This is a genomic window from Zhihengliuella salsuginis (genome assembly GCF_014651715.1).
GTDB lineage: Bacteria > Actinomycetota > Actinomycetes > Actinomycetales > Micrococcaceae > Zhihengliuella > Zhihengliuella salsuginis.
In genome coordinates this window covers 1-21,606 of the sequence record NZ_BMXK01000014.1, presented here as the reverse complement: position 1 = coordinate 21,606, position 21,606 = coordinate 1, and the positions used below count along the sequence as shown (strand labels likewise).

At 68.2% G+C, this 21,606-nt stretch carries 24 protein-coding genes; 9 read left to right on the top strand and 15 right to left on the bottom strand.

From position 1 onward, the window contains the following. Positions 1–35: 35 nt before the first annotated feature. The 3 genes from IE069_RS14275 to IE069_RS14265 form a co-directional block, all read right to left on the bottom strand. Positions 36–929 (bottom strand): putative RNA methyltransferase, encoded by an 894-nt coding sequence (locus IE069_RS14275; protein ID WP_189351294.1) that lies wholly within the window; start codon positions 927–929, stop codon positions 36–38. Between the two features lie 80 nt (positions 930–1,009). Beyond that, on the bottom strand, positions 1,010–1,636 hold the full coding sequence (locus IE069_RS14270; RefSeq protein WP_189351292.1) for a peptide deformylase: 627 nt from the start codon (positions 1,634–1,636) through the stop codon (positions 1,010–1,012). Positions 1,637–1,715: 79 nt separating this feature from the next. Then, positions 1,716–2,297, bottom strand: coding sequence for a dihydrofolate reductase family protein (locus IE069_RS14265; RefSeq protein ID WP_189351290.1), 582 nt, complete (start codon positions 2,295–2,297; stop codon positions 1,716–1,718). Positions 2,298–2,560: 263 nt separating this feature from the next. Between IE069_RS14265 and IE069_RS14260 the strand changes: the two genes are divergently transcribed. Further along, positions 2,561–2,998 (top strand): hypothetical protein, encoded by a 438-nt coding sequence (locus tag IE069_RS14260; RefSeq protein ID WP_189351288.1) that lies wholly within the window; start codon positions 2,561–2,563, stop codon positions 2,996–2,998. Between the two features lie 62 nt (positions 2,999–3,060). Here the strand turns inward: IE069_RS14260 and IE069_RS14255 are convergent, their stop codons facing one another. Then, positions 3,061–3,609 carry a hypothetical protein gene (locus tag IE069_RS14255; RefSeq protein ID WP_229791180.1) on the bottom strand — a complete coding sequence of 183 codons (549 nt, stop codon included), beginning with the start codon at positions 3,607–3,609 and terminating at the stop codon, positions 3,061–3,063. A 29-nt stretch (positions 3,610–3,638) separates the two neighbouring features. Further along, positions 3,639–4,271: a hypothetical protein gene (locus IE069_RS14250; protein WP_189351286.1), complete on the bottom strand. Its 633-nt coding sequence runs from the start codon at positions 4,269–4,271 to the stop codon at positions 3,639–3,641. Positions 4,272–4,369: 98 nt separating this feature from the next. Here IE069_RS14250 and IE069_RS14245 point away from each other — a divergent pair, with 98 nt between their 5' ends. Both IE069_RS14245 and IE069_RS14240 read left to right on the top strand, forming a co-directional pair. Further along, complete coding sequence (locus IE069_RS14245; RefSeq protein WP_189351285.1) at positions 4,370–4,762, top strand: DUF3054 domain-containing protein; 393 nt, start codon at positions 4,370–4,372, stop codon at positions 4,760–4,762. A gap of 80 nt (positions 4,763–4,842) precedes the next feature. Continuing rightward, complete coding sequence (locus tag IE069_RS14240; protein WP_189351282.1) at positions 4,843–5,121, top strand: Lrp/AsnC family transcriptional regulator; 279 nt, start codon at positions 4,843–4,845, stop codon at positions 5,119–5,121. Between the two features lie 83 nt (positions 5,122–5,204). Here the strand turns inward: IE069_RS14240 and trpD are convergent, their stop codons facing one another. Further along, positions 5,205–6,206, bottom strand: coding sequence for an anthranilate phosphoribosyltransferase (gene trpD, locus IE069_RS14235; protein ID WP_189351331.1), 1,002 nt, complete (start codon positions 6,204–6,206; stop codon positions 5,205–5,207). A 201-nt stretch (positions 6,207–6,407) separates the two neighbouring features. Between trpD and ctaE the strand changes: the two genes are divergently transcribed. The 4 genes from ctaE (at position 6,408) to qcrB (ending at position 10,673) form a co-directional block, all read left to right on the top strand. Next, positions 6,408–7,046, top strand: a complete 639-nt coding sequence (gene ctaE, locus IE069_RS14230; protein ID WP_189351280.1) for an aa3-type cytochrome oxidase subunit III — start codon at positions 6,408–6,410, stop codon at positions 7,044–7,046. A gap of 59 nt (positions 7,047–7,105) precedes the next feature. Beyond that, the gene (gene qcrC / locus IE069_RS14225; RefSeq protein WP_189351278.1) at positions 7,106–7,894 is read left to right on the top strand and encodes a cytochrome bc1 complex diheme cytochrome c subunit; all 789 of its coding nucleotides are present in this window, start codon (positions 7,106–7,108) and stop codon (positions 7,892–7,894) included. A 71-nt stretch (positions 7,895–7,965) separates the two neighbouring features. Beyond that, on the top strand, positions 7,966–9,009 hold the full coding sequence (gene qcrA, locus IE069_RS14220) for a cytochrome bc1 complex Rieske iron-sulfur subunit (RefSeq protein WP_189351277.1): 1,044 nt from the start codon (positions 7,966–7,968) through the stop codon (positions 9,007–9,009). After that, positions 9,006–10,673: a cytochrome bc1 complex cytochrome b subunit gene (qcrB, locus tag IE069_RS14215; RefSeq protein WP_189351275.1), complete on the top strand. Its 1,668-nt coding sequence runs from the start codon at positions 9,006–9,008 to the stop codon at positions 10,671–10,673. The genes qcrA and qcrB overlap by 4 nt, the downstream gene beginning before the upstream one ends. Positions 10,674–10,792: 119 nt before the next feature. Here the strand turns inward: qcrB and IE069_RS14210 are convergent, their stop codons facing one another. The 6 genes from IE069_RS14210 to IE069_RS14185 form a co-directional block, all read right to left on the bottom strand. Next, positions 10,793–11,578, bottom strand: a complete 786-nt coding sequence (locus IE069_RS14210; RefSeq protein ID WP_229791179.1) for a GntR family transcriptional regulator — start codon at positions 11,576–11,578, stop codon at positions 10,793–10,795. A gap of 206 nt (positions 11,579–11,784) precedes the next feature. Beyond that, a complete protein-coding gene (locus IE069_RS14205; protein WP_189351271.1) occupies positions 11,785–12,186 on the bottom strand; it encodes a cytochrome c oxidase subunit 4 in 402 nt (133 codons plus the stop codon). A gap of 2 nt (positions 12,187–12,188) precedes the next feature. Next, positions 12,189–13,907 carry an aa3-type cytochrome oxidase subunit I gene (ctaD, locus tag IE069_RS14200; RefSeq protein WP_189351269.1) on the bottom strand — a complete coding sequence of 573 codons (1,719 nt, stop codon included), beginning with the start codon at positions 13,905–13,907 and terminating at the stop codon, positions 12,189–12,191. Between the two features lie 5 nt (positions 13,908–13,912). Next, positions 13,913–14,785, bottom strand: a complete 873-nt coding sequence (gene ctaC, locus IE069_RS14195) for an aa3-type cytochrome oxidase subunit II (RefSeq protein WP_229791178.1) — start codon at positions 14,783–14,785, stop codon at positions 13,913–13,915. 228 nt (positions 14,786–15,013) lie between these two features. Then, on the bottom strand, positions 15,014–15,388 hold the full coding sequence (locus IE069_RS14190; RefSeq protein WP_189351265.1) for a HesB/IscA family protein: 375 nt from the start codon (positions 15,386–15,388) through the stop codon (positions 15,014–15,016). Positions 15,389–15,472: 84 nt separating this feature from the next. Beyond that, positions 15,473–16,864 (bottom strand): dipeptidase, encoded by a 1,392-nt coding sequence (locus IE069_RS14185; protein WP_189351263.1) that lies wholly within the window; start codon positions 16,862–16,864, stop codon positions 15,473–15,475. A gap of 112 nt (positions 16,865–16,976) precedes the next feature. Here IE069_RS14185 and IE069_RS14180 point away from each other — a divergent pair, with 112 nt between their 5' ends. Next, positions 16,977–17,576, top strand: a complete 600-nt coding sequence (locus IE069_RS14180) for a DUF3043 domain-containing protein (protein WP_229791177.1) — start codon at positions 16,977–16,979, stop codon at positions 17,574–17,576. Positions 17,577–17,668: 92 nt separating this feature from the next. Here the strand turns inward: IE069_RS14180 and IE069_RS14175 are convergent, their stop codons facing one another. Next, the gene (locus IE069_RS14175; RefSeq protein ID WP_189351261.1) at positions 17,669–18,736 is read right to left on the bottom strand and encodes a quinone-dependent dihydroorotate dehydrogenase; all 1,068 of its coding nucleotides are present in this window, start codon (positions 18,734–18,736) and stop codon (positions 17,669–17,671) included. Positions 18,737–18,849: 113 nt separating this feature from the next. On the opposite strand from IE069_RS14175, the gene IE069_RS14170 reads away from it, so the two are divergent. Continuing rightward, entirely contained in the window at positions 18,850–19,953 is a 1,104-nt protein-coding gene (locus IE069_RS14170; protein WP_189351259.1) for an alpha/beta hydrolase, read from the top strand. Here IE069_RS14170 and IE069_RS14165 read toward each other — a convergent pair. Both IE069_RS14165 and recO read right to left on the bottom strand, forming a co-directional pair. Continuing rightward, positions 19,923–20,792 carry an isoprenyl transferase gene (locus IE069_RS14165; protein ID WP_189351327.1) on the bottom strand — a complete coding sequence of 290 codons (870 nt, stop codon included), beginning with the start codon at positions 20,790–20,792 and terminating at the stop codon, positions 19,923–19,925. The two genes, IE069_RS14170 and IE069_RS14165, sit on opposite strands and share 31 nt — an antisense overlap. Continuing rightward, positions 20,792–21,541 (bottom strand): DNA repair protein RecO, encoded by a 750-nt coding sequence (gene recO / locus IE069_RS14160; protein WP_189351258.1) that lies wholly within the window; start codon positions 21,539–21,541, stop codon positions 20,792–20,794. The genes IE069_RS14165 and recO overlap by 1 nt, the downstream gene beginning before the upstream one ends. Positions 21,542–21,606 lie beyond the last annotated feature (65 nt).

The window sequence follows — 21,606 nt, the reverse complement described above, 5'->3', positions numbered from 1 at the left end:
GCCGGGCGATTCGGCGTCCCCCTGAAGGAGGATCTTCAGCGGCGGCGCAGCACCTGGACGCGGAAGGCCGCCGTCGTCTCCAGCACCGCGGGGCCGTCGGCGAGCCGCGCCCGGAGGCCGTCGGCGTCGAGATGGTGCCCGGCCGGACCCATGACCGCCAGGCGGAGCGCATCATCCCGCGAGAGCTCGAGCGTGGTGCGCACCGTCCCGCTCGACACGGGTGCGAACGCGTCGCCGAGCGTCTCGGCGACGGCGGCCTCCTTGCCGCCGGCGATCTCCAGCAGCTGCAGGGTCTCGGCGACGTCGCGGAGGTGTTCCGGCAGGGGAGTGACGACGACGGCGATGCCGCCCGGGCGCACGACGCGCCGGAACTCGGCCCCGTTGCGCGGCGCGAAGACGTTGAGCAGGACGTCGATGCTGGCGTCGGCCAGGGGCAGCGGCTTCCAGACGTCCCAGACGAGGGCGAGCGTGTCCGCCAGCTTCGCGGCCCGACGCATGGCGTAGCGGGAGATGTCCGCGGCGACCGCTTCGGCGGCTCCCGGTTTCCTTCGGCCGAGGACCCGGTCGAGGTAATAGCCGGTCCCTGCGCCCGCGTCGAGCAGGCGCAGGGGTTCCCCGTCGCCGGGCAGGCGCCCGTGTGCCCCGACGGCTTCGGCGATCGCGTCGGCCAGGGACTCGTAGTGGCCCGCTGCCTGGAAGTCGGCCCGGGCGGCGACCATGTCGGCCGTGTCCTCGCGGAACGATGTTCCCCGGCCGGTGAGCAGGTTGAAGTATCCCTGTTTCGCCGCGTCGAACCGGTGTCCGCTCGAGCAGGCGAGTTGCGTCCGGTCGCGCCGGACGAGCCGTGCGGCGCACACGGGACAGCGCAGGTGCTCCCATCCGACGCCCGACGGCGCCGCCCCGACGTCGGGGTTCGATTCGACGTTCATGCCGTCACTCCTGCCGGTCGTCGTCTGCTGGCCGTCCGCCGCGCATCGCGGCGGCGGACCCGACAACTTTACCGGCCCGCTCAGAAGCCGAGGGCCTGACGAACGTCCTGGATGTCCGCCGTCGAGTAGCGTGCCAGGTATTCCCCGGCGGAGGTCAGGCTGCGCGTTTCGGCCCTGTCGATGTAGACCGTGCCGGCGAGGTGGTCTGTCTCGTGCTGGTAGATCCTCGCCGGCCAGCCCGTGAGCTCGCGGCTGACCTGCTCCCCATCGGTCGAGTAGTAGGTGGCGGCGATCTCACGGGGCCGTTCGACCACGGCCTGGTATCCGGCCATCGACAGGCATCCCTCGAAGAAGCCCGCCGTCTCCTCGCCCATGGGGGAGTAGCTGGGATTCAGCACGGGGAAGTAGGGCAGCGGCGTGCGCTCCCGTTCGGCCGCCACCGCTTCGACGACGTCGGCGGAGTCCTCGATGACGGCCAGCTGCCAGCCGAGGCCGATCTGGGGCGCCGCGAGACCGACGCCGGGAGCCGCGTGCATGGTCCTGCGCATGACGCCGAGCAGGGCCAGCAGCTCGTGGTCCGTCAGCTCGCCGTCGTAGGGCGCCGCCGGCGTGCGCAGGGCGGGGTGCCCCATCTGGACGATCGCCGGAAGAGGTCCGTCCTCGCCGGCGTCGATGAGGGTGCGGGCGGTGTCGATGGGACGCTGCATGGAGGGTCTCCCTGGTTGGTCTGCGGTTCCTCGCCTCTCGGCGGGGCTGGGCATCGTCGGGGGGTCGGCCGGGGCCGGACTACTCGCTGCCCAGGTAGTCGAAGATCTGCATCTGCACGCCGTTGCCGTAGCTCGACTGCTCCACCAGCCGCAGTCGCTGGGCCGCCTTGTCGGCGTCGCTGAAGTAGCGTTTGCCCGCACCGAGGAGCACCGGGAACACCAGGAGGTGGAATCGGTCGACGAGCCCCGCGTCGGTGAGCGATCGTACGAGCTCCCCGCTGCCGTGGATGGAGATCGGCGGCCCCGCGGCGTTCTTGAGGGCGGCGACATCCTCGGTACTGCGCAGGATGCGCGTCTCGCCCCAGTTGTCGACGAGCTCGCCTTCCTCCAGCGTCGTCGACACGACGTACTTGGGCATCTCGTTGTAGCGGGGGAACTCCTCGGTCATGCTGGGCCAGACGCCCGAGAACGCCTCGTAGCTGCGGCGCCCCAGCATCATGGCGCCGGCCTCGTCCTGCTCCCGGCCCTTGAGCTCGTAGGCCGACGGATCGAACTCGACACTCGTCTGGGTCCAGCCGGAGTTCCGGTAGCCCGGTTCTCCGCCCGGTCCTTCCATGACTCCGTCGAGCGAGATGAACGCGGTCGCGATGAGCTGGCGCACGGCAATTCCCTTTCCTCAGTCCTTTCGCCCGAGTCTAGATCGCCGCGGCCACGTTGACGAGGGTGGTTCTGCCGCCGAGCCGGGTTGTCAGCAGCAGAATCACGGCCTTCCCCCACAACCCGATATCAAGCCGATAATGTACATTATGTCAACTAAGAGATCGAGGACGCACCCGGGGCGGTCCGCGGCCCGCTTCCCCGCCGAAGGCCTGAAGCCGCCGCAGAGTCTTGCCGGTCGGCACCGCGCCGAGGACGATTGAGCCCATGACGACCGACTCCGCTGCCTGCCCGCGCCGCGGGTTGATCGGGCTGGCCGCGTGCGCCGTCGTCGTGCTGTCCGGGTGCACGCCGTCGCCCGAGGATCTTCCGGTGGCCACCTGGCGCATCGACGACGCGTCGCCACCCGAGGCCGAATCGCTGCACGTCGACGTGCTGGTCACGCGCCTCGAGTGCAGCGGCGGCGTCACGGGCGACGTCGGCGAACCGACGATCGACGAGGGCCCGGCGGAAGTCGTCGTCTCCTACACGGTCGAGGATCTCGGGCTGGACGCCGCGACATGCCCGGGCAATCCCGAGGTCCCGGCCACGTTCGAGCTGGCAGAGCCCCTCGGAGACCGGCGTCTGGTCGACGGCCAGTGCGCGACCGGGCTCGAGGCCGCGCGGACGTCCGCCTGCACGACGGACGTCCGCTGGGAGCCGTAGGCCGCTCCCCCGCACCCTTCGACTCCCCCGCGCGGGCTCCTCGCAACCGGACTCCGACCGGATCAGATCAGCAGTCGCCCGACGCCGTAGGCCGCGCAGGCCCACAACACGCTCGCGAAGGTGCCGAGGATGAACTGCTCGGCTGCCGCGTGCTGCTTCAGCTCCGTGAAGCGGCCCAGGCCCTTGACCGCCAGCACGATGGCGAGCCCCTCCGGCCAGCCCGCCCAGAGCGTGGAGGCGATGGCCCCGCGTTCCAGCATGCCGATCCAGAGCCCGCCGCGCAGGACCGCCCCGCCCGGCTCGGGCTCCCCGCCCCGGGCGACGGCGTCGGCCGGCATACCGACGGTGAGCAGCGCGCCGCCGTCGTGCTTGAACGAGGCCCAGCGGAACATCGCCTCAGCGACCGGGCCGCCGCCGAGCGTGGCTGCGCCGACGGAGACGACGATCGCCAGCGCGGCGGGCACGGCCGCGGCCGCCAGCGCTCCGCCGATCACGCCGGCGCCCGCGGCCAGCGACAGCAGTACGGCCAGCGCGATCGCCAGGGGCGTGCGCCGCGCCGTCGCCCCAGGTCGCCACGTGCGCAGCACCGTGAACAGGGACAACCCCGTCACGCCGATCAGTAGAGCCCACGCGGTCCAGATCACTGGTTCGCCTCCCGTCGTCCTGCGGGCTGGCGCTGGCGCCCGCCCGGTGTTCCATCGAGTTCCTCGAGGGCGCGGATCGCGGACTCCGTCAGACGCTGGGTCTCGTACCAGAGGCCCGAGGACAGCCGGCTCGACACCGCCTGCTGACTGATGCCCAGTTTCACCGCGACCTCCTGCTGCGTCATGCCCGAGCGGATCATCTGCCCGGCCTCCTCGGACGTCTTGGTGCGGCGCAGATTGACCGCCGCGATCATCTGCAGCTCCGCCTCCAGGCGCTCGGTCTCCAGAGGCGGTCCCGTCACGGCCACCCGGCCGCTGGAGGTCTTCGCCCGTTCGACGGCGTCGCGCGCCCGTTCGAACGCCTCTCCCCTGCCGGCGCGCGTCTGCGCCGGCAGCGGCTCCTCGACGGCCCCGACCCCGATGCCCACGCTCCACTCGCCGGACTTCACGATGTCGAGGGCCAGCTGCACGGCGGACTCGGCCGTCGGCAGCACTCCCTGCACCTCGTCACCGGCGGTACGCTCGAAGGGGCGGAGCGCCTCACAGGCCCCGTCGATCCAGTCGATGAGCTCCCCCACGAGGTCGGGACTCGACCGCGAGTGGCGCTGGTCTATCGTCAACACGAGCATGCGACAAGTCTAAAACCTTGTGTCAGAGGTTACAAGCCCCGGCCCTTGTCTCCCGCGGTGCGGCCCGGAGTCCCCGTGGGACTCCCTAGGATGGTTCCATGCGCACTTCCTGGATCATCAGCCTCGCCGTCGACGCCGCCCTGATCATCGTGTTCGCGCTGCTCGGGCGCCAGACCCACGAGCACGGGCTCACCCTCGCCGGCATCGCCCAGACCGCGGCACCGTTCCTCCTCGCACTGCTGGCCATGGCCTCGATGACGCGCTACCCCGAGACGCACCTGCGCTTCTGGCCGCAGGGCGTCATGACGTGGCTCGGCGTCGTCGCGTTCGGGTTGGCGCTCCGGGTGATCTTCGGAGCCACCGCCGCCACGCCCTTCGTCATCGTCACAGTGATCACCCTGGGCGTCCTCCTGATGGGCCGGCGCGCGGTGTCCCGCCTGATCGCCCGACCCCGGGGCCGCGGCGACGAGCCGACGTCGCATAAGCTGTAGGCGAGCAAGCGGGTGCGGTTCGACCGCACTCCCCCGCCGGTCCCTCGCAGTCGGGGCCCCTTCCACGCTAGGAGACATCCATGGTCACAGCATTCGTCATGATCCAGGCGCAGACAGACAGCATCCCGGAGTGCGCGCAGAAGCTCTCCGAGCTCGACGGCATCAGCGAGGTGTACTCGGTCGCCGGCGACTGGGACCTGATCGCCATCGTTCGCATCAAGCGCTACGAGGACCTCGCCGAGGTCATCTCGAACCGCGTGAACAAGGTGGAGGGCGTCGTCGAGACGACCACGCACCTCGCCTTCCGCGCGTTCTCGCAGCACGATCTCGACGCGGCGTTCTCCCTCGGCCTCGAGTAGGCCCCCTGGACGGCACGACGGCGGCCGGCGGCACCCACGTTCGAGGCGCCGCAGGCCGCAGCCGTACGTGGGGCAGTGCCGCGTCAGCCGCGGGTCGCGGCGACCCAGCCCTCGAGCGCCGCGGCGGCCGAGCCCTCGTCGATGGACCGCTCCGCCCGTTCGATCGCCGCGGCCAGCCGCTCCTCGAGGGTTCCGACCGCGTCGGTGTCGTAGGCCACCAGCCCGGCCGCCGCGTTGAGGACGACGGCGTCGCGCGCCGGCCCCCGCCGCCCCGACAGGACGTCGCGGACGACGCCGGCGTTGTAGTCCGCGTCACCGCCGCGCAACTGCTCGATCGTCACGCGGGCCAGTCCGAACTCGGTCGGGTCCACGGCATGCTCTGTGATGGCCCCGTCGCGGACCTCCCAGACCCTGTTGCCGGCCGTCGTCGTCATCTCGTCGAGCCCGTCGTCGCCGCGGAAGACGAGACCGCGCCGGCCCCGGCTGGCGAGTGCGCCGGCCATGAGCGGCGCCATGCGGGAGTCGGCGCACCCGATGGCGGACGCCGTCGGATTGCCCGGGTTGGTCAGCGGGCCCAGGAAATTGAACACCGTCGCCGTACCCAGGCCGCGGCGGGCGACGGCCGCGTAGCGCATCGACGGGTGGAAGACCTGCGCGAAGCAGAAGACGATCCCCGCCGTGTCCACCATCGCCGGCAGGGATTCGATGTCCGCGTCGAGCTTCACTCCGAGGGCCTCGAGCACGTCCGCTGAGCCGGAGGTCGACGACGCGGCGCGGTTTCCGTGCTTGACGATGCGCGCCCCGGCCCCGGCGCATACAAGCGCGGCCATCGTCGATATGTTCACTGTATTCTGCCGGTCTCCGCCCGTGCCGACGATGTCCAGCTTCTCGCCGGCGATCTCCAGCGGGCGGGCGGCTTCGACCATGGAGTCGACGAGGCCCGCCAGCTCGTCGACCGTTTCGCCCTTCGAGCGGAGCGCGACGAGGAATCCGGCGATCTGGACGTCGGTGGCGTTTCCGGACATGATCTCCCCCATCGCCCAGGCTGCGGCATCGCGCGGGAGGCTCTCCCCGGCGATCAGCATGGAGAGGATCGTGGGCCAATTCGGGAACTCTTGGGCGGCGCTGAACGTAGACACGCCTACAGGTTATCTACGTTTTGTAGAAAGCGCGGAATTGTTTCTCCCCCGTCATTCCGGGGCTAGACGGCTCGAGGGGCGTGAAAACGGGCAAGATCACGCTCGACCCATTGGTGAAGTGGCCTCATTTTTGGACATAATGGGGCTGTGACAACTGCGACTCATGCCCTCAATGCCCCGGTGCACGCTGCACCGAACCGTCCCAACATGGTGTCGGTGGGAACTGTCGTCTGGCTTGCCAGCGAGCTGATGTTCTTCGCCGCGCTCTTCGCCATGTACTTCACACTCCGCGCGGCGTCGCCGGAGATGTGGGCGACGGAGACCGACAAGCTGAACGTTCCGTTCGCGCTGATCAACACGATCATCCTCGTTTCGAGTTCCTTCTCCTGCCAGTTCGGCGTCTTCGCTGCTGAAAACCTTCAGCCGCGCCGCACCGGCGGGATGTGGAACATGAAGAAGTGGGGCATGATCGAGTGGTTCATCCTGACCTTCATCCTCGGCGCGATCTTCGTCTCCGTCCAGGCGTACGAGTACACCGAACTCGTCCACCACGGCATCGCCTTGGACTCGAACCCGTACGGCTCCGCCTTCTACATGACGACCGGCTTCCACGGCCTGCACGTCACGGGTGGGCTGATCGCGTTCCTGCTGATCATCGGCCGCGCCTACATCGCGAAGAAATTCGGCCACTTCGAGGCCACCTCGGCGATCGTCACGTCGTACTACTGGCACTTCGTCGACGTCGTGTGGATCGCCCTCTTCGCCATCATCTACTTCCTGAAGTAGACCGGCACCGGCCACCACCGCATCACCAACTTCCAAGATAACTAGTGAGGAACCAGCAAGTGAAGGCACTTTCGCAAAAGCGCCGGCATCCGCTCGCCGCTGTAGCGCTGCTCCTAATGGGTCTGCTCGTCACAGGCGGCCTGTATGCAGCCGCGAGCAGCGTGAACGAAGCGCAGGCCGCCAGCGCCTACAGCGCCAGCGACGTGGAGGAGGGCAACAAGCTCTTCCTCGCGAACTGCGCCACCTGCCACGGCATGAATGCCGAGGGCACTGATGCCGGTCCGTCCCTCATTGGTGTTGGTGCGGCCTCGGTCGACTTCCAGGTCGGAACCGGGCGCATGCCGATGCAGATGCAGGGCCCGCAGGCCCAGGTGAAGCCGGTTCAGTTCGACGACGAACAGGTCCAGCAGCTCTCCGCCTACGTTGCGTCCCTCGGCGCCGGCCCCGCAGTGCCGGAAGCCGAATACCTGGACACCTCGCTCGGCAACTCGGGTCAGGGCGGCGAGATCTTCCGCGTCAACTGCGCGATGTGCCACAACGCCGCCGCCGCCGGTGGCGCGCTGACCCGCGGAAAGTTCGCCCCGTCGCTCGAAGGCGTCGAAGAGAAGCACATCTACGAGGCCATGGTGATCGGCCCGCAGAACATGCCCGTCTTCAACGACTCCAACATCAGCCCGGAGGACAAGCGCGATGTGATCACCTTCCTCAAGGAGATCGAAGCGCAGGGCTCCCCCGGTGGCGCCAAGCTGGGCTCCCTCGGACCCGTTTCCGAGGGCCTCTTCGTGTGGACCGCCGGTCTGGGCATCATCATCGCCTTCACCATCTGGCTGACTTCGCGTCCGTCCTGAGCCTCGTGCGGTGGGCTCAAGCACCGCACCACATTCGTACCGAACACTTTAGATAGAGGATGAGAGACAACATGGGCGACCATAGTCACGGCAGTCCGCAGGAGTCGGGCACCGTTGCTAAGGCTCAGGATGACTCCCTGGACAAGATCCAGGATCCGGGCCTTCCGCCGCATCGGGCTCGACTGACCGATACGGATCCGCGGGCAGCAAAGCGCGCCGAGCGCCAGGTAGCGATTCTCTTCGCTATCTCGATGATCGGCACCGTGCTCTTCTTCGTCGGCTACTTCGCGGTGGGACATCCCGAGTCGATCGCGGAAATCCGCTTGCAGAACATGCTGCTCGGATCGGGTACGGCTTTCGCGATGCTGGGCATCGGCGTCGGCATCGTCCACTGGGCGCGCACCTTGATGCCGGACCACGAGATCGCGGAATCCCGCCATGAGGTCCGCACCGAAGAGGGCCGCCAGGAGGCCGAGGAGATTGTCAACACGATCGTCGACGAGTCCGGCATCAGCCGTCGACCGCTGATCAGGAACAGCCTCATCGGGGCCCTGGCTCTGGCCCCTCTGCCGGGAATCGTCATCCTGCGCGACCTCGACCTCACCAAGGCGAGCGCGAGTGAGATCGTCGACCGCCTGCGCCACACCATGTGGGACAAGGGCGTCCGACTGACGCGCGACCCCTCCGGTACCCCGATCAAGGCGTCCGACGTCCAGATCGGCTCCGCTTTCCACGTCATCCCGGATGGGCTGAACGAGACCGAGGATCCCCTCAACGAGAAGGCCAAGGCCGTCGTCCTGCTGATGCGCCTGAACCCCGAGGATCTCAACGTCTCGCCGGAGCGCGAGGACTGGCACCACGACGGAATCGTCGCCTACTCGAAGATCTGCACGCACGTCGGATGCCCCGTGGCACTCTACGAGCAGCACACGCACCACCTGCTGTGCCCCTGCCACCAGTCGACCTTCGACCTCACGCAGGAATGCGAGGTCATCTTCGGCCCCGCCGCACACGCGCTGCCGCAGCTGCCGATCACGGTCGATGCTGACGGCTTCCTGGTTGCCCAGAGCGACTTCCATGAACCTGTTGGACCCGGATACTGGGAGCGACCATGACAACTGACACCGTCTACCAGCCCAAAACCAAAACCGGCCGCATCGCGGACTTCGTCGACCAGCGCACCGGCGCTTCGGGCATGGTCAAGGAGTTCGGGCGCAAGATCTTCCCGGACCACTGGTCCTTCATGTTCGGCGAGGTGGCGCTCTACACCTTCGTCATCCTGCTGATCTCCGGTACGTTCTTGACGCTGTTCTTCGACCCGTCCATGGCGCACACGACCTACGACGGCTCGTACAACCCGCTCAAGGGCATCGGCATGTCCGTGGCATACCACACGTCCCTGGACATCAGCTTCGACGTCCGCGGCGGCCTGTTCATGCGCCAGGTCCACCACTGGTCGGCGCTGCTCTTCGTCGCCTCCGTCTCTGTTCACATGCTCCGCGTGTTCTTCACCGGCGCGTTCCGCAAGCCGCGTGAGCTGAACTGGGTCGTCGGCAGCACCCTGCTGGTTCTGGCGATGGCCGCCGGCTTCACCGGCTACTCCCTCCCGGACGATCTGCTCTCCGGCAACGGCCTGCGCATCATCGACGGCATCATCAAAGCCATCCCGGTGGTCGGCACCTACATCTCCGCCTTCCTCTTCGGCGGCGAGTTCCCGGGGACGGCCATCATCGGGCGCCTCTACATGCTGCACATCATGCTGGTCCCGGCCCTCATCCTGCTGATGGTCGCCGTGCACCTCTTCATGGTCGTCGTGCACAAGCACACCCAGTGGTCGGGCCCAGGCCGTACTGAGGAGAACGTCGTCGGCTTCCCGGTCGGACCCGTGTACGCGGCCAAGGCTGGCGGATTCTTCTTCATCGTCTTCGGCGTCGTCGCCGCGATCTCCGCGTTCTTCACGATCAACCCGATCTGGAACTACGGGCCATACGATCCGTCGCCGGTCTCCGCGGGCACCCAGCCCGACTGGTACATCGGCTGGGCCGATGGCGCGCTGCGTCTCATGCCGGGTCAGTTGTGGGACTTCAGCTTCGACTGGATCATCCCGTTCCCGTGGGGCGACAACCTCCTGGCGATGGGCGTCCTCGTGCCGGCCGTCGTCCTGGTCGCCCTCCTCGGCGGCATGTTCGTCTGGCCATGGGTCGAGCGCTGGATCACCAAGGACGATCGCGAACACCACCTGCTAGACCGTCCGCGTAATGCGCCGTTCCGTACCGCAGTCGGCGTAGCCGGCGTCGTCTTCTACTGCGTCCTCTGGGCGGCGGCATCCTCCGACCTGATTGCGACGCACTTCCATGTCGCGCTGAACGATGTCACCTACTGGCTGCGGGCGCTGTTCTTCCTCGGCCCGATCCTCGGCTTCATCATCGCCCGCCGCATCGCCCTGGCGCTCCAGCGCAAGGACCGCGACATCGTCCTTCATGGCCGCGAAGCGGGCATCATCGAGATGTCGCCGGAGGGTGCGTTCACCGAGCGCCACGAGCAGGTCGACGAGTACAAGCTGTACAAGCTGACCGCGTTCGAGTCGCCCGAGGTCCTGCCGGCCCAGGCCGATCGCGCGGGACACGTCACACGCTCGGAGAAGCTGCGCGGCTCCGTCTCGAAGTTCTTCTTCGAGGACCGCGTCGCCCCGGTCACGAAGTCCGAACTCGAGGAAGCTCGTTCCCACCACGGCCACCACGCCGTCGAGGGACACGACGACAAGGAACTCGAGCAGTAGCCTGACCGCGAGCGTTTCACTCTAGAACGAGGGCCGCGGCACCGATTCGATTCGGTGCCGCGGCCCTCGTTTGCGTCTATGGCCTTCTGGAAGCCCCTACAGGCCCCCTGACAGCGTTTTCAGCGGTTGTAGTCACGGGAGCTCGACCTCCGCGTCCCCGGACGTTGCAGCGGCACCCAGAGCTTGTAGCGGTCCGCCCGGTAGTAGGAGATGGAGTAGTCGACGAGTTCGCGGCGCACGTAGGCGTGCCGCTGGATGCGGAGGAGTGGCGCTCCGGCGTCGACGGCGAGCAGCTGTGCGTACTCGGGTTTGGCGGCCGTCGCCTCGATCTGGTCCTCTCCCCACTGCATCACGAGCCCGTACCGCTCCTCGAGGCTGCTGTAGAGGCTGCTGGGGGCGGGTTCGTCGAGGAATCCGGGCACCTGGTGCGCCGGCAGAAAGTTCTCGTCGAGGCTCATCGGCATGCCGTCGGCCAGGAGCAGCCGGCGGAACCGCACGACGGGCGTCCCGTCGGCCAGTTCCATCTCGCGGGCGAGGTTTCCTACGGCCGGGACCTCGTCGAACCTGAGCACTCGCGCCGCGGGCACCATGCCGCGGCGCTGCATCTCCTCGCTGTAGGAGGTGAGCTTGACCTGGAGGTCCATCTTGGGCCGTGCGACAAACGTTCCCAGGCCGACAACGCGTTCGAGGGTCCCGTCCTCGACCAGCGCGTCGATGGCCTGGCGCAGTGTCATCCGGGCAACGCCGAATCGGGTCGTGAGATCCCGCTCCGAGGGGAGTCCCTCCCCCGGCCTGCAGGCGCTCTTCGCATGGTGCCGCAGGATTTCGCGGAGCTGCGCGTGTTTCGGCACTGCCGAGGAATCGTCGAGCCGACCCTCGATCTGATGTGCGTTCTTCGTGGCCACGGGGCTCCTTTGCCGGCCGGCGTCGAGGCGAATTCTTCCGTACCCCAGCATAGGCCCCCGCCCGCGCGGCCCGGGCGGCTGCGCGGGCCAGGCGGCTACGGGCCGCGCCTCAACGTGAAAAGGCGGGTGGGACGGTACACGCAATGTGTACCGTCCCACCCGCCGCGGTGAGCACCTTCCCGCGTTGCGGGCGGGCGCCCTTCCGCCTAGTGCGCGTGGTCGCCGCGGCTGTACTCGTAGGTCCAGCCGATGATGGCGATGACGGAGAGGCCGGCTCCGATGTACAGGATCCACCAGCCGATCGCCATCCCGAGGAAGCCGATGGCGGCCGAACCGGCGACGACGATGGGCCACCAGCTCCACGGCGAGAAGGCGCCGACGACGCCGGCGTTCTCGTGGATCTCCCCGTCGTTGCGGTCCTCGGGACGGGGGCCGACGCGCTTGGCGGTGAACATCAGGTAGCCGCCGAGCATGAGGGCGAGTGCCACGAGCATGAACAGCGCCGGGATGCCCACCCACTCGCTCCAGCCGGTCATGAAGCCGTAGACGATGGCGATCGGGAGGAAGAAGAGCGTCCCACCGAGGAACAGCCAGGATTCAATCTTCATGGTTACTTGTCCTTCTGGTCAGCCGGGCCGAACACCTTGCCCACGAGATTCCCCGGCGTCGTGCGTCCGGAGAGCTCCGGGTGGTGGAGGTCGAGGGCCGGACGCTCGGAACGGATGCGCGGAATCGAGTGGAAGTTGTGGCGCGGCGGCGGGCAGGACGTCGCCCACTCGAGCGAGGCACCGAAGCCCCACGGGTCATCGACCTCGACCTTGCGGCCGTTGCGGTGGGTGACCCAGACGTTCCAGAAGAACGGCACCATGGACAGACCGAGGATGAACGCGAACACCGTGGAGAACTGGTTCATCGTGGTGAAACCGTCCTCGACCAGGTAGTCCGCGTAGCGACGCGGCATGCCCATGACGCCCAGCCAGTGCTGGATGAGGAACGTGCCGTGGAAGCCGATGAACAGCATCCAGAAGTGGATCTTGCCGAGACGCTCGTTGAGCATCTTCCCGGTCCACTTCGGCCACCAGAAGTAGAAGCCGGCGAACATCGCGAACACCACGGTGCCGAAGACCACGTAGTGGAAGTGGGCGACAACGAAGTAGGTGTCCGACAGGTGGAAGTCCAACGGCGGCGCCGACAGGATGATGCCGGTCAGCCCACCGAAGAGGAAGGTCGCCAGGAAGCCGATGCTCCACAGCATGGGCGTCTCGAACGTGATCGAGCCGCGCCAGAGCGTGCCGATCCAGTTGAAGAACTTCACGCCCGTCGGCACCGCGATCAGCATCGTCATGAAGCCGAAGAACGGCAGCAGGACCGAGCCGGTGACGTACATGTGGTGCGCCCACACGGCCACCGACAGCGCGGCGATGCCGATGGTCGCGTAGACCAGGCCCTTGTAGCCGAAGATCGGCTTGCGGCTGAAGACCGGGAAGATCTCCGAGACGATGCCGAAGAACGGCAGCGCGATGATGTAGACCTCGGGGTGGCCGAAGAACCAGAAGAGGTGCTGCCACAGGATCGGACCGCCGGCCTCGGGGTCGAAGATGTGCGCGCCGAAGCGGCGGTCGGCGCCCAGTGCGAACAGGGCGGCTGCCAGCGGCGGGAACGCCATCAGGACCAGGATGGCCGTGATGAGGACATTCCAGCTGAAGATCGGCATCCGCCACATGGTCATGCCCGGTGCGCGCAGGCAGATGATGGTGGTGATGAAGTTGACGGCGCCGAGGATCGTACCGAAACCGGAGAGCGCGAGGCCGAAGACCCAGAGGTCTCCACCGACGCCCGGACTGAACGTGGTGTTCGACAGCGGCGCATAGGCGAACCAGCCGAAGGAGGCCGCACCCTGCGGGGTGAGATAGCCGGCGACGGCAATGGTCGAGCCGAAGATGAACAGCCACAGAGCCAGCGCGTTCAGGCGCGGGAACACCACATCGGGCGAACCGATCTGGAGCGGCATGATCACGTTGGCGAAACCGGCGAACAGCGGCGTCGCGAACATCAGGAGCATCACGGTGCCGTGCATCGTGAACAGCTGGTTGTACTGCTCCTTGGACTGCAGGATGTTCATGCCCGGCTCGAAGAGCTCGGCACGGATCAGCAGCGCCATGACGCCGCCGATGCAGAAGAAAATGAACGAGGCGATCAGGTACATGTAACCGATCGTCTTGTGGTCGGTGGAGGTGATCCAGTTGACGACGATGCGCCCCTTGGAGACCGGGACCACGCTCGGCGCGACGGCCTTCGCCTCATCCGTGGCGTACTCGTAGGTGGTCATGCGTCCTACTCCCCTTCGCCGTGGCTGGACAGCTGGGCGACCTGGCCCGGCTTGCGGTCGTATTCCTCGCCGAGGTGGCCCTCGGGCAGCGAATCCAGGTGTGCCCGGAATTCGGCTTCGGAGACGACCTCGACGTTGAAGAGCATTTCCGAATGGTACTCGCCGCAGAGCTCCGTGCACTTCCCCTGGAAGGTGCCCTCGACCTGCGGGGTGAGGTAGATGTGGTTCGTCTTGCCCGGGATCATGTCGAGCTTCTGCAGGAACGCCGGGATCCAGAACGAGTGGATGACGTCGCGGCTGTTGAGCTCGAAGGTGACGGGGACATCAACCGGCAGGTACAGGGTCGGGAGATCCTCCTCGACACCCTCCTCACCGGTCAGGTGGGCCTGGACGCCCGAGTAGTAGGCCTCCTGGCCCTCATAGGAGTAGTTGAAGTCCCACGACCACTGCTTGGCGCGGACGTCGACCACGAGCGGGGAATCGACCGGCTCGTCCATGTCGCGCTGCGTGGCGTCCGAGAAGACGAACAGCGTCACGACAAGCATCAGGGGAACGGCCGTGTAGAAGATCTCCAGCGGGAGGTTGTAGCTGAGCTGGCGCGGGTAGCCCGTGTCGTTCTTGCGACGACGGTAGGCGACGATGCACCAGATGAGCAGACCCCACGTCAGGATCCCGATGGCGAGAGCGGCAATCCACGAGTTGACCCATAGGTCCTGCAGCATCCCCGTGTGATTGGTGGTGTCTCGAACTTCATTCGGGAGCCAGCCACGCTGAACTTGCTCCGAACAACCCGTCAACAACAACGCTCCCGCAGCACCGAGGGCAACGACTCTGGCCCTTGTCCCGCGGCGGCTGCTGGTTCGGTCTTGCGAACTCACAGACGGCCCTTCCTCTTCTTCTAGTGCTGAATGACTCTTCAGTCCGGCCCCGGCGCCGTGCGGCTCATTCGCCATTCGGACACACCTCCGGCCTCGCTGAAGCAAGCATAGTTTTACTACCCGCTGTAGAGCTTACCTTGTGACGGCGATCTTTGCCGACTGAAACTCCGGTGGGCCCACTTTGTTGAGCGGGTGGGTCCACCGGGGTTTCGCGAGTCGTGAGTCGGTCTAGTGGAACGAATCGCCGCAGGCGCAGGAGCCGCCGGCGTTCGGATTGTCGATCGTGAAGCCCTGCTTAGAGATCGTGTCTTCGAAGTCGATCGAGGCGCCGCCCAGGTAGGGGACGCTCATCTTGTCGACGACGACCTCCACACCCTGGAAGTCGCGGACCGCGTCCCCGTCGAGGATGCGCTCGTCGAAGTACAGCTGGTAGATCAGACCCGAGCAGCCGCCGGGCTGGACGGCGACGCGCAGGCGGAGGTCGGTGCGCCCCTCCTGCTCGAGCAGGCTGCGCACCTTCTCAGCGGCGACGTCGGACAGCTGAACCTCGTGGGCCGGGAGCTCCGTGGCGTCAGCGATGGACTCGTTGGTCGTTGCGGTCATCGTTTTCCTCCAATTACTGGTGTCGAGACCTGCTGGTGGAACTGCAGGCCCCTCTGTCGTCTATTCTACGTGCGCTGGCGCCCATTACATCCCGTGTGAATCGAGCCGCGCCAACAGGAGCGCCTCGGCGGTGATCGCCCGCTCGAAATCGCCGATGTGCAGCGACTCGTTCGCGCTGTGGGCTCTCGAGTCGGGGTCCTCGACGCCCGTGACGAGGATCTGCACCCCGTCGAACACCTCCATGAGATCCGCGATGAACGGGATCGATCCCCCGATACCGGTCTCCACCGGCACGACGCCCCAGGCCTGCTCCATCGCCCACAGGCTCGCCTGCGCCGCGGGCCTGCCGGTGTCGGCGGCGAACGGGCTTCCGGATTCCGTGACCGCCACCTCCACCTCCGCCCCGAAGACGTCCTGCTTCGCGATATGGGCGCGCAGCGCCTCGCCGGCGGACTCGGCGTCCTGGCCCGGCGCCAGCCTGATGCTCACCTTGAAGCGTGTTGCCGGCACGAGGGTGTTGGACGACATGCCCACCGTCGGTACATCCATCCCAATGATGGAGAGGGCCGGTTTATTCCACAGCCGGTCCGCCAAGGGGCCGGACCCGGCGAGCCGGTAGCCGTCGACGACGGACGAATCCCGCCGGAAATCCTCCTCCGGGTAGTCGACCTCCGCGACCTCGCGCGCAACCAGCCCCTCGATGGCGACGGCGCCGTCGTCGTCGTGGAACGTGGAGATCAGGCGTGCCGCGACCGTCGGGGCGTCGAGCACGGGACCGCCGAACATGCCGGAGTGGACGGCGTGCTCCAGGACGCGGATCTCGACCTCGGCGGCGCAGACGCCGCGGAGGCTCGTGGTCAGCGCGGGCGTGCCAACCTTCCAGTTGCTGGAGTCCGCCACGACGATGACGTCCGCCGCCAGCAGGTCGCGGTACTTTTCCAGGAAGTTGCGGAAGCTCGGCGAGCCGGCCTCCTCCTCCCCCTCGAAGAAGAATGTCACGCCGACCCCGAAGTCCTCGACGGCGTCCAGCACCGCTCGCAGGGCGGCGATGTGGACCATGATGCCCGCCTTGTCGTCCGCGGCGCCGCGGCCGTAGAGGCGTTCACCGATCTCGGTGGCCACGAACGGGGGCGTGTCCCACAGCGCCTCGTCCCCCGGCGGCTGCACGTCATGGTGCGCGTAGAGGAGGATCGTCGGCTTGCCCGGTGCGGCAGGGCGGCGGGCGACGACGGCGGGGCTACCCTGGCTGCCCGAGTCCGTCTCGGCGGTCAGGATCCGCACGTCGTCGACGCCCGTGCTCCTGACCAGCTCGCCCACGGCCTCGGCGCTGCGGGCCAGTTCCGCAGGGTCGAAGGCCTCCCACGCGACGCTCGGGATCGTCACGAGGTCCTTGAGCTCGCCCAGTGTGCGGGAGAACTCCTGGCGGACGCGGGTTGCGATGGCCTCCACGTCGATGCTGTCAACTGGTGTAGTCATGCCTTCACCCTAACGCCGGGCGCCGCAGGCGAACATGAACGCCCGCCGCCCGAACGTGTCGGACCCCACGGCCGCATTCGGTCCTGACGTCCGGGCCGGATAGACTGCTCTGGTGTTTGGACGCAAGAAGGATGAAGCCGCCGCCGAAGATGCGGCCGTAGACAACCCATACGAATCGACTGAGGCGCCCCCCGAGGGCAAGAAGGGCCCGACGCCGAAGCGCAGCGAGCAGGAGGCACTCAACAAGCGCCCGCTCGTCTCGTCGGACAAGAAGGCCCGCAAGGAGGCCGAGCGCAAGCGCCGCATCGAGTCCCAGGAGCGTCTGCGGCTGGCCAACGAGACCGGCGACGAGCGCTACATGATGCCGCGCGACCAGGGCCCGCAGAAGCGGTTCGCGCGCGATTTCGTCGACTCACGCTGGATGATCGGCGAGTTCCTGATGATCATCATCTTCGCGTTCCTCATCGTCTCGTTCACGATGGCGAACAACCTCGTCGTCCAGGCCAACATCACGATCGCCCTCTGGGCGATTCTCCTGATCACCATCATCGACGCCTTCATCATGACCCGCATGCTGAAGAAGCGCCTCGTCGCCAGGTTCGGCGAGTCCGAGCGCGGCGTCCTCTGGTACGCGTCCATGCGCGGCCTGCAGTTCCGCAAGATGCGCCTGCCGAAGCCGCAGGTCAAGCGCGGCGAGGGGCCCCGGGACTGAGTCCTCCCCGTTCCCGCTCCGCAGCACGACGGCGGCCCGTCACCAACCGGTGACGGGCCGCCTTCGCGTTGAGCCGCCGTAGACGGTTCCCTCTACGCGAGGTGCTTCGACAGGTACCGGTTGACGTGGGAGGCCCACAGCGGACCCTCGTAGAGGAACGCCGTGTAGCCCTGGACCAGGTCCGCCCCGGCGCGCAGCCGGGCGTGGACCTCCTGACCGGTCTCGACGCCGCCGACCGAGATGATCGCGGTGCCCTCCCCCAGCTCGGCGCGCAGCTTCCGCAGGACCTGCAGCGACCGTGTCTTCAGCGGGGCGCCGGAGAGGCCGCCCGCGCCGATCCCCTCGACCTGCGCCGCCTCGGAGCGCAGGCCCTCGCGGGAGATGGTCGTATTGGTCGCTATGACCCCGTCGAGCCCGAGGTCCTTGACGAGGCCGGCCACGTCGCGGACGTCGTCGTCGCTGAGATCCGGCGCGATCTTGACCAGCAGCGGCACGTGACGCTGCGTCACGGAGTCCGCCTCGGCGCGCACGGCCTCCAGCAGCGGCCGCAGGGTCTCGACGCTCTGCAGCAGGCGCAGGCCCGGGGTGTTGGGCGAGCTCACGTTGACGACGAGATAGTCGGCGTGCGGGGCGAGCTGGCGGGTGCTGGCCCGGTAGTCGTCGACCGCGTCCTCGAGTTCGACGGCCTTGGTCTTGCCGATGTTGACGCCGACGACCGGGCGGGTGCCGCCGAAGCGCTTCCCGAGCACCGGGCGGACCGCTTCGATGCGCGGCGCCACCGCTGCGGCGCCGTCGTTGTTGAATCCCATGCGGTTGACGACCGCGCGGTCCTCGATCAGGCGGAAGAGCCGCGGCTGCGGGTTGCCGGGCTGGGCGCGCCCCGTGATCGTACCGACTTCCACGTGGCCGAAGCCGAGGTCCGCCAGCGCGGAGACGCCGTGCCCCTGCTTGTCGAAGCCGGCAGCCAGTCCGAATGGCGAGGGGAACTCGATCCCCATGACCGTGCGCGCCAGCTGCGGCGCGGGACGGGTCAGCCGGCGCAGCACGCCGGAGGCCCCGACGCGCTCGGCGGCCCGGATCGCTCCGAAGGCCAGGTGGTGCGCCTTCTCGGGATCCATGCGGGAGAAGACGAGACGGAAGACGGCGGGATAGATGCGCATGCAGACAAGTTTCCCCCGGCGGGGCGCCGGCAACCAACTTCGACACGTCGATGCTTCCGGCACGCCGGGTCGCTCGCCTCGGCTTCGCACCGGGCAGTCGATATGCTCGCGTCATGCCGATCCGCGATACCGAGAGCGCCCACCACGAGCCGGCGGACTACGCTCGGACCGTTCCCGAGGGAACGTGGGTGGCGGACCACCTCGGGCGCGGGTACTCCTACACGAGCCTCCACCACGGGCGCGATCCCGAGGCCGACGAGCCCGGGGTCGACGTCGACGGCCCGGCCGACCTGGTGGCCACGCTGGTGCGGTACCGTCCCGAGCCCGAGCTCTTCGAACTGCCGCGCTGGCCTTTCGCCCGCCGTCGTCCCCGGACGGCCGTGCTCTACGTGCACGGATGGAGCGACTACTTCTACAACACGGAAATCGCCGACTTCTGGGACGGGCTCGGCGCCCGGTTCTATGCCTTGGACTTCCGCCGCTACGGCCGCAGCCTCCGGCCGTGGCAGACGCCCGGATTCACCACGGACCTCGCGGAGTACGACAGCGACCTCGAATCGGCCCTCCGCACCATCCGCGAAGACCTCGCCGACGTCGAACGGATCATCCTGGCCGGACACTCCACCGGGGGCCTGATCGCGAGCCTCTGGGTCGACCGGAACCCCGGTCGCGTCGATGCACTGGTACTGAACTCGCCCTGGCTCGAGACGCACGGCAGCTGGGTGGTGCGGCTCGCCGCCGCCGGCATCGTGGACAGGGTCGCCCGGCGGCGGCCCAAGGCACTCGTCCCGCTGCCCGATGTCGACTTCTACTGGCAGTCGCTCAGCAGACAGGCGTCAGGCCAGTGGGACCTGCACCCGCTGTGGCGCCCCCGCTACGCGTTCCCCATCCGGGCCGGATGGATGGCCGCGATCCTCGAGGGGCACGCGCGCGTCGCCGCCGGCCTGCACATCGACGTCCCGATCCTCGTGCTGACGAGCGATCACACCGTGATCAGCACGCATTTCACCCCCGAGCACCTGCAGGGAGACTCCGTGATCGAGGTGGACGTCACCCGGCAGCGCGCCCTGCGGCTCGGCCCGGAGGTCACCGTGGTGTCCGTCCCCGACGCGACGCACGACCTCTTCGCCTCGAAGCCGGCTCCCCGGGCGGCGGCCTATTCAGCCATCCGCCGCTGGGCCACCGGCTACGTCAGCGGGCTCTCCGCACCCGACTGACCGTCCGGCGCCGTCCCCTCGGCCGCCGGTTCGTCCACCGCTCCCCCGTACCGGCGGTCCCGCTGGGCGTAGATCTCGATCGCATCCCAGAGCGTCCGCCGGTCCACGTCGGGCCAGAGCACATCCATGAATACCATCTCGGCGTAGGCCGCCTGCCACAGCATGAAGTTGGAGGTGCGCTGCTCGCCGGAGCTTCGCAGGAACAGGTCGACGTCGGGCAGCTCGGGCGCGTACAGGTACTTCCCCAGTGTCCGCTCCGTGATGCCCTTCGGCTTGAGCCGGCCGGCCGAGACGTCCGCCGCCATGTCCTGCATCGCGTCGACGATCTCGGCACGGCCGCCGTAGTTCACGCACATCGTCAGCTGGCAGACGCGGTTCTCCCGCGTCAGCTCCTCGGCCGCCTTCAGCTCGTTCACGACGCTCTTCCAGAGCCGGGGCTCGCGTCCGGCCCACCGCACGCGCACACCCCAGGCGTCGAGCTGATCGCGCCGGGAGCGCAGGACGTCGCGGGAGAAACCCATGAGGAACCGGACCTCGTCCGGGCTGCGCCGCCAGTTCTCGGTAGAGAACGCGTACACGGACACGTACTCGACGCCGATCTCGATGGCCCCGGCCACGACGTCGAGCAGCGCCGCCTCGCCGGCGCGGTGGCCCTCCGTGCGCGGCAGACCCCGCTGGTTGGCCCACCGCCCGTTGCCGTCCATGACGATGGCGACGTGGCGCGGGACGAACCGGGCGGGGATCTCCGGCGGTCGGGCTCCGCTGGGGTGCGGGGCCGGACGGCCCGGGTGCGGATCCCGCTGCGGCGGCTCCGGGGTGCGGTGAGTCGGTCCGGCCATCATGCTCTTTCCACGTGTTTGAGTGACTTGACTACCCGCTCGAGGTGCCACTGCAGGTACCCCGAGACGATGTTGGCGGCCTCCCGCCTCGCGGCCGCTTCGGACGAGGCGGCGCGCGCCCAGTCGCCCGTGAGCAGGGCGTCGAGCAGGTCGATCGACTCCGGCGCGGGCGACAGCGACCCGGCCGGCCGGCAGGCGGCGCAGACCACGCCGCCGAGGGGGACGTTGACCGCGACGTGGGGACCGGGCGCCCCGCAGCGCACGCATCCGGAGAAGCTCGGCGTCCAGCCGGCCGTCGCGACGGAGCGCAGGAGGAACGAGTCCAGGATCAGCGAGGGGTCCTGCTCGCCGCGCGCCAGCGCCGCGAACGCCCCGTGCAGGAGGCGGTACTGCGCGGCGGCGTCGACGTCGTCCTCGGTCAGGCGTTCCGCCGTCTCGGCCATGGCGTGCGCGGCCGTGTAGGACCGGTAGTCCGCGGCCAGCCGCTGCCCGTACGGCGCGCGGATCTGGGCCTGCGTGACGACGTGCAGGCTGCGCCCGGTGGAGAGCTGGGCGTCTACCAGCATGAACGGCTCCAGTGTGGCACCGAGTCGGGAGCTCGTCCGGCGGACGCCCTTGGCGACGGCGCGGACCTGCCCGTGGCTGGGCGTCAGCAGCACCACGATCCGATCGGCCTCGCCCAGTTTGTGGGTGCGCAGGACGATCGCAGGCGTGCGATACGACTTGGACGCGAAACTGGAGCGGGGCATCTGCCGATTATCCCAAACTTCCCACGTCTGCGCTGCAGACACGGCACGACGACGGCGCCCGCCTC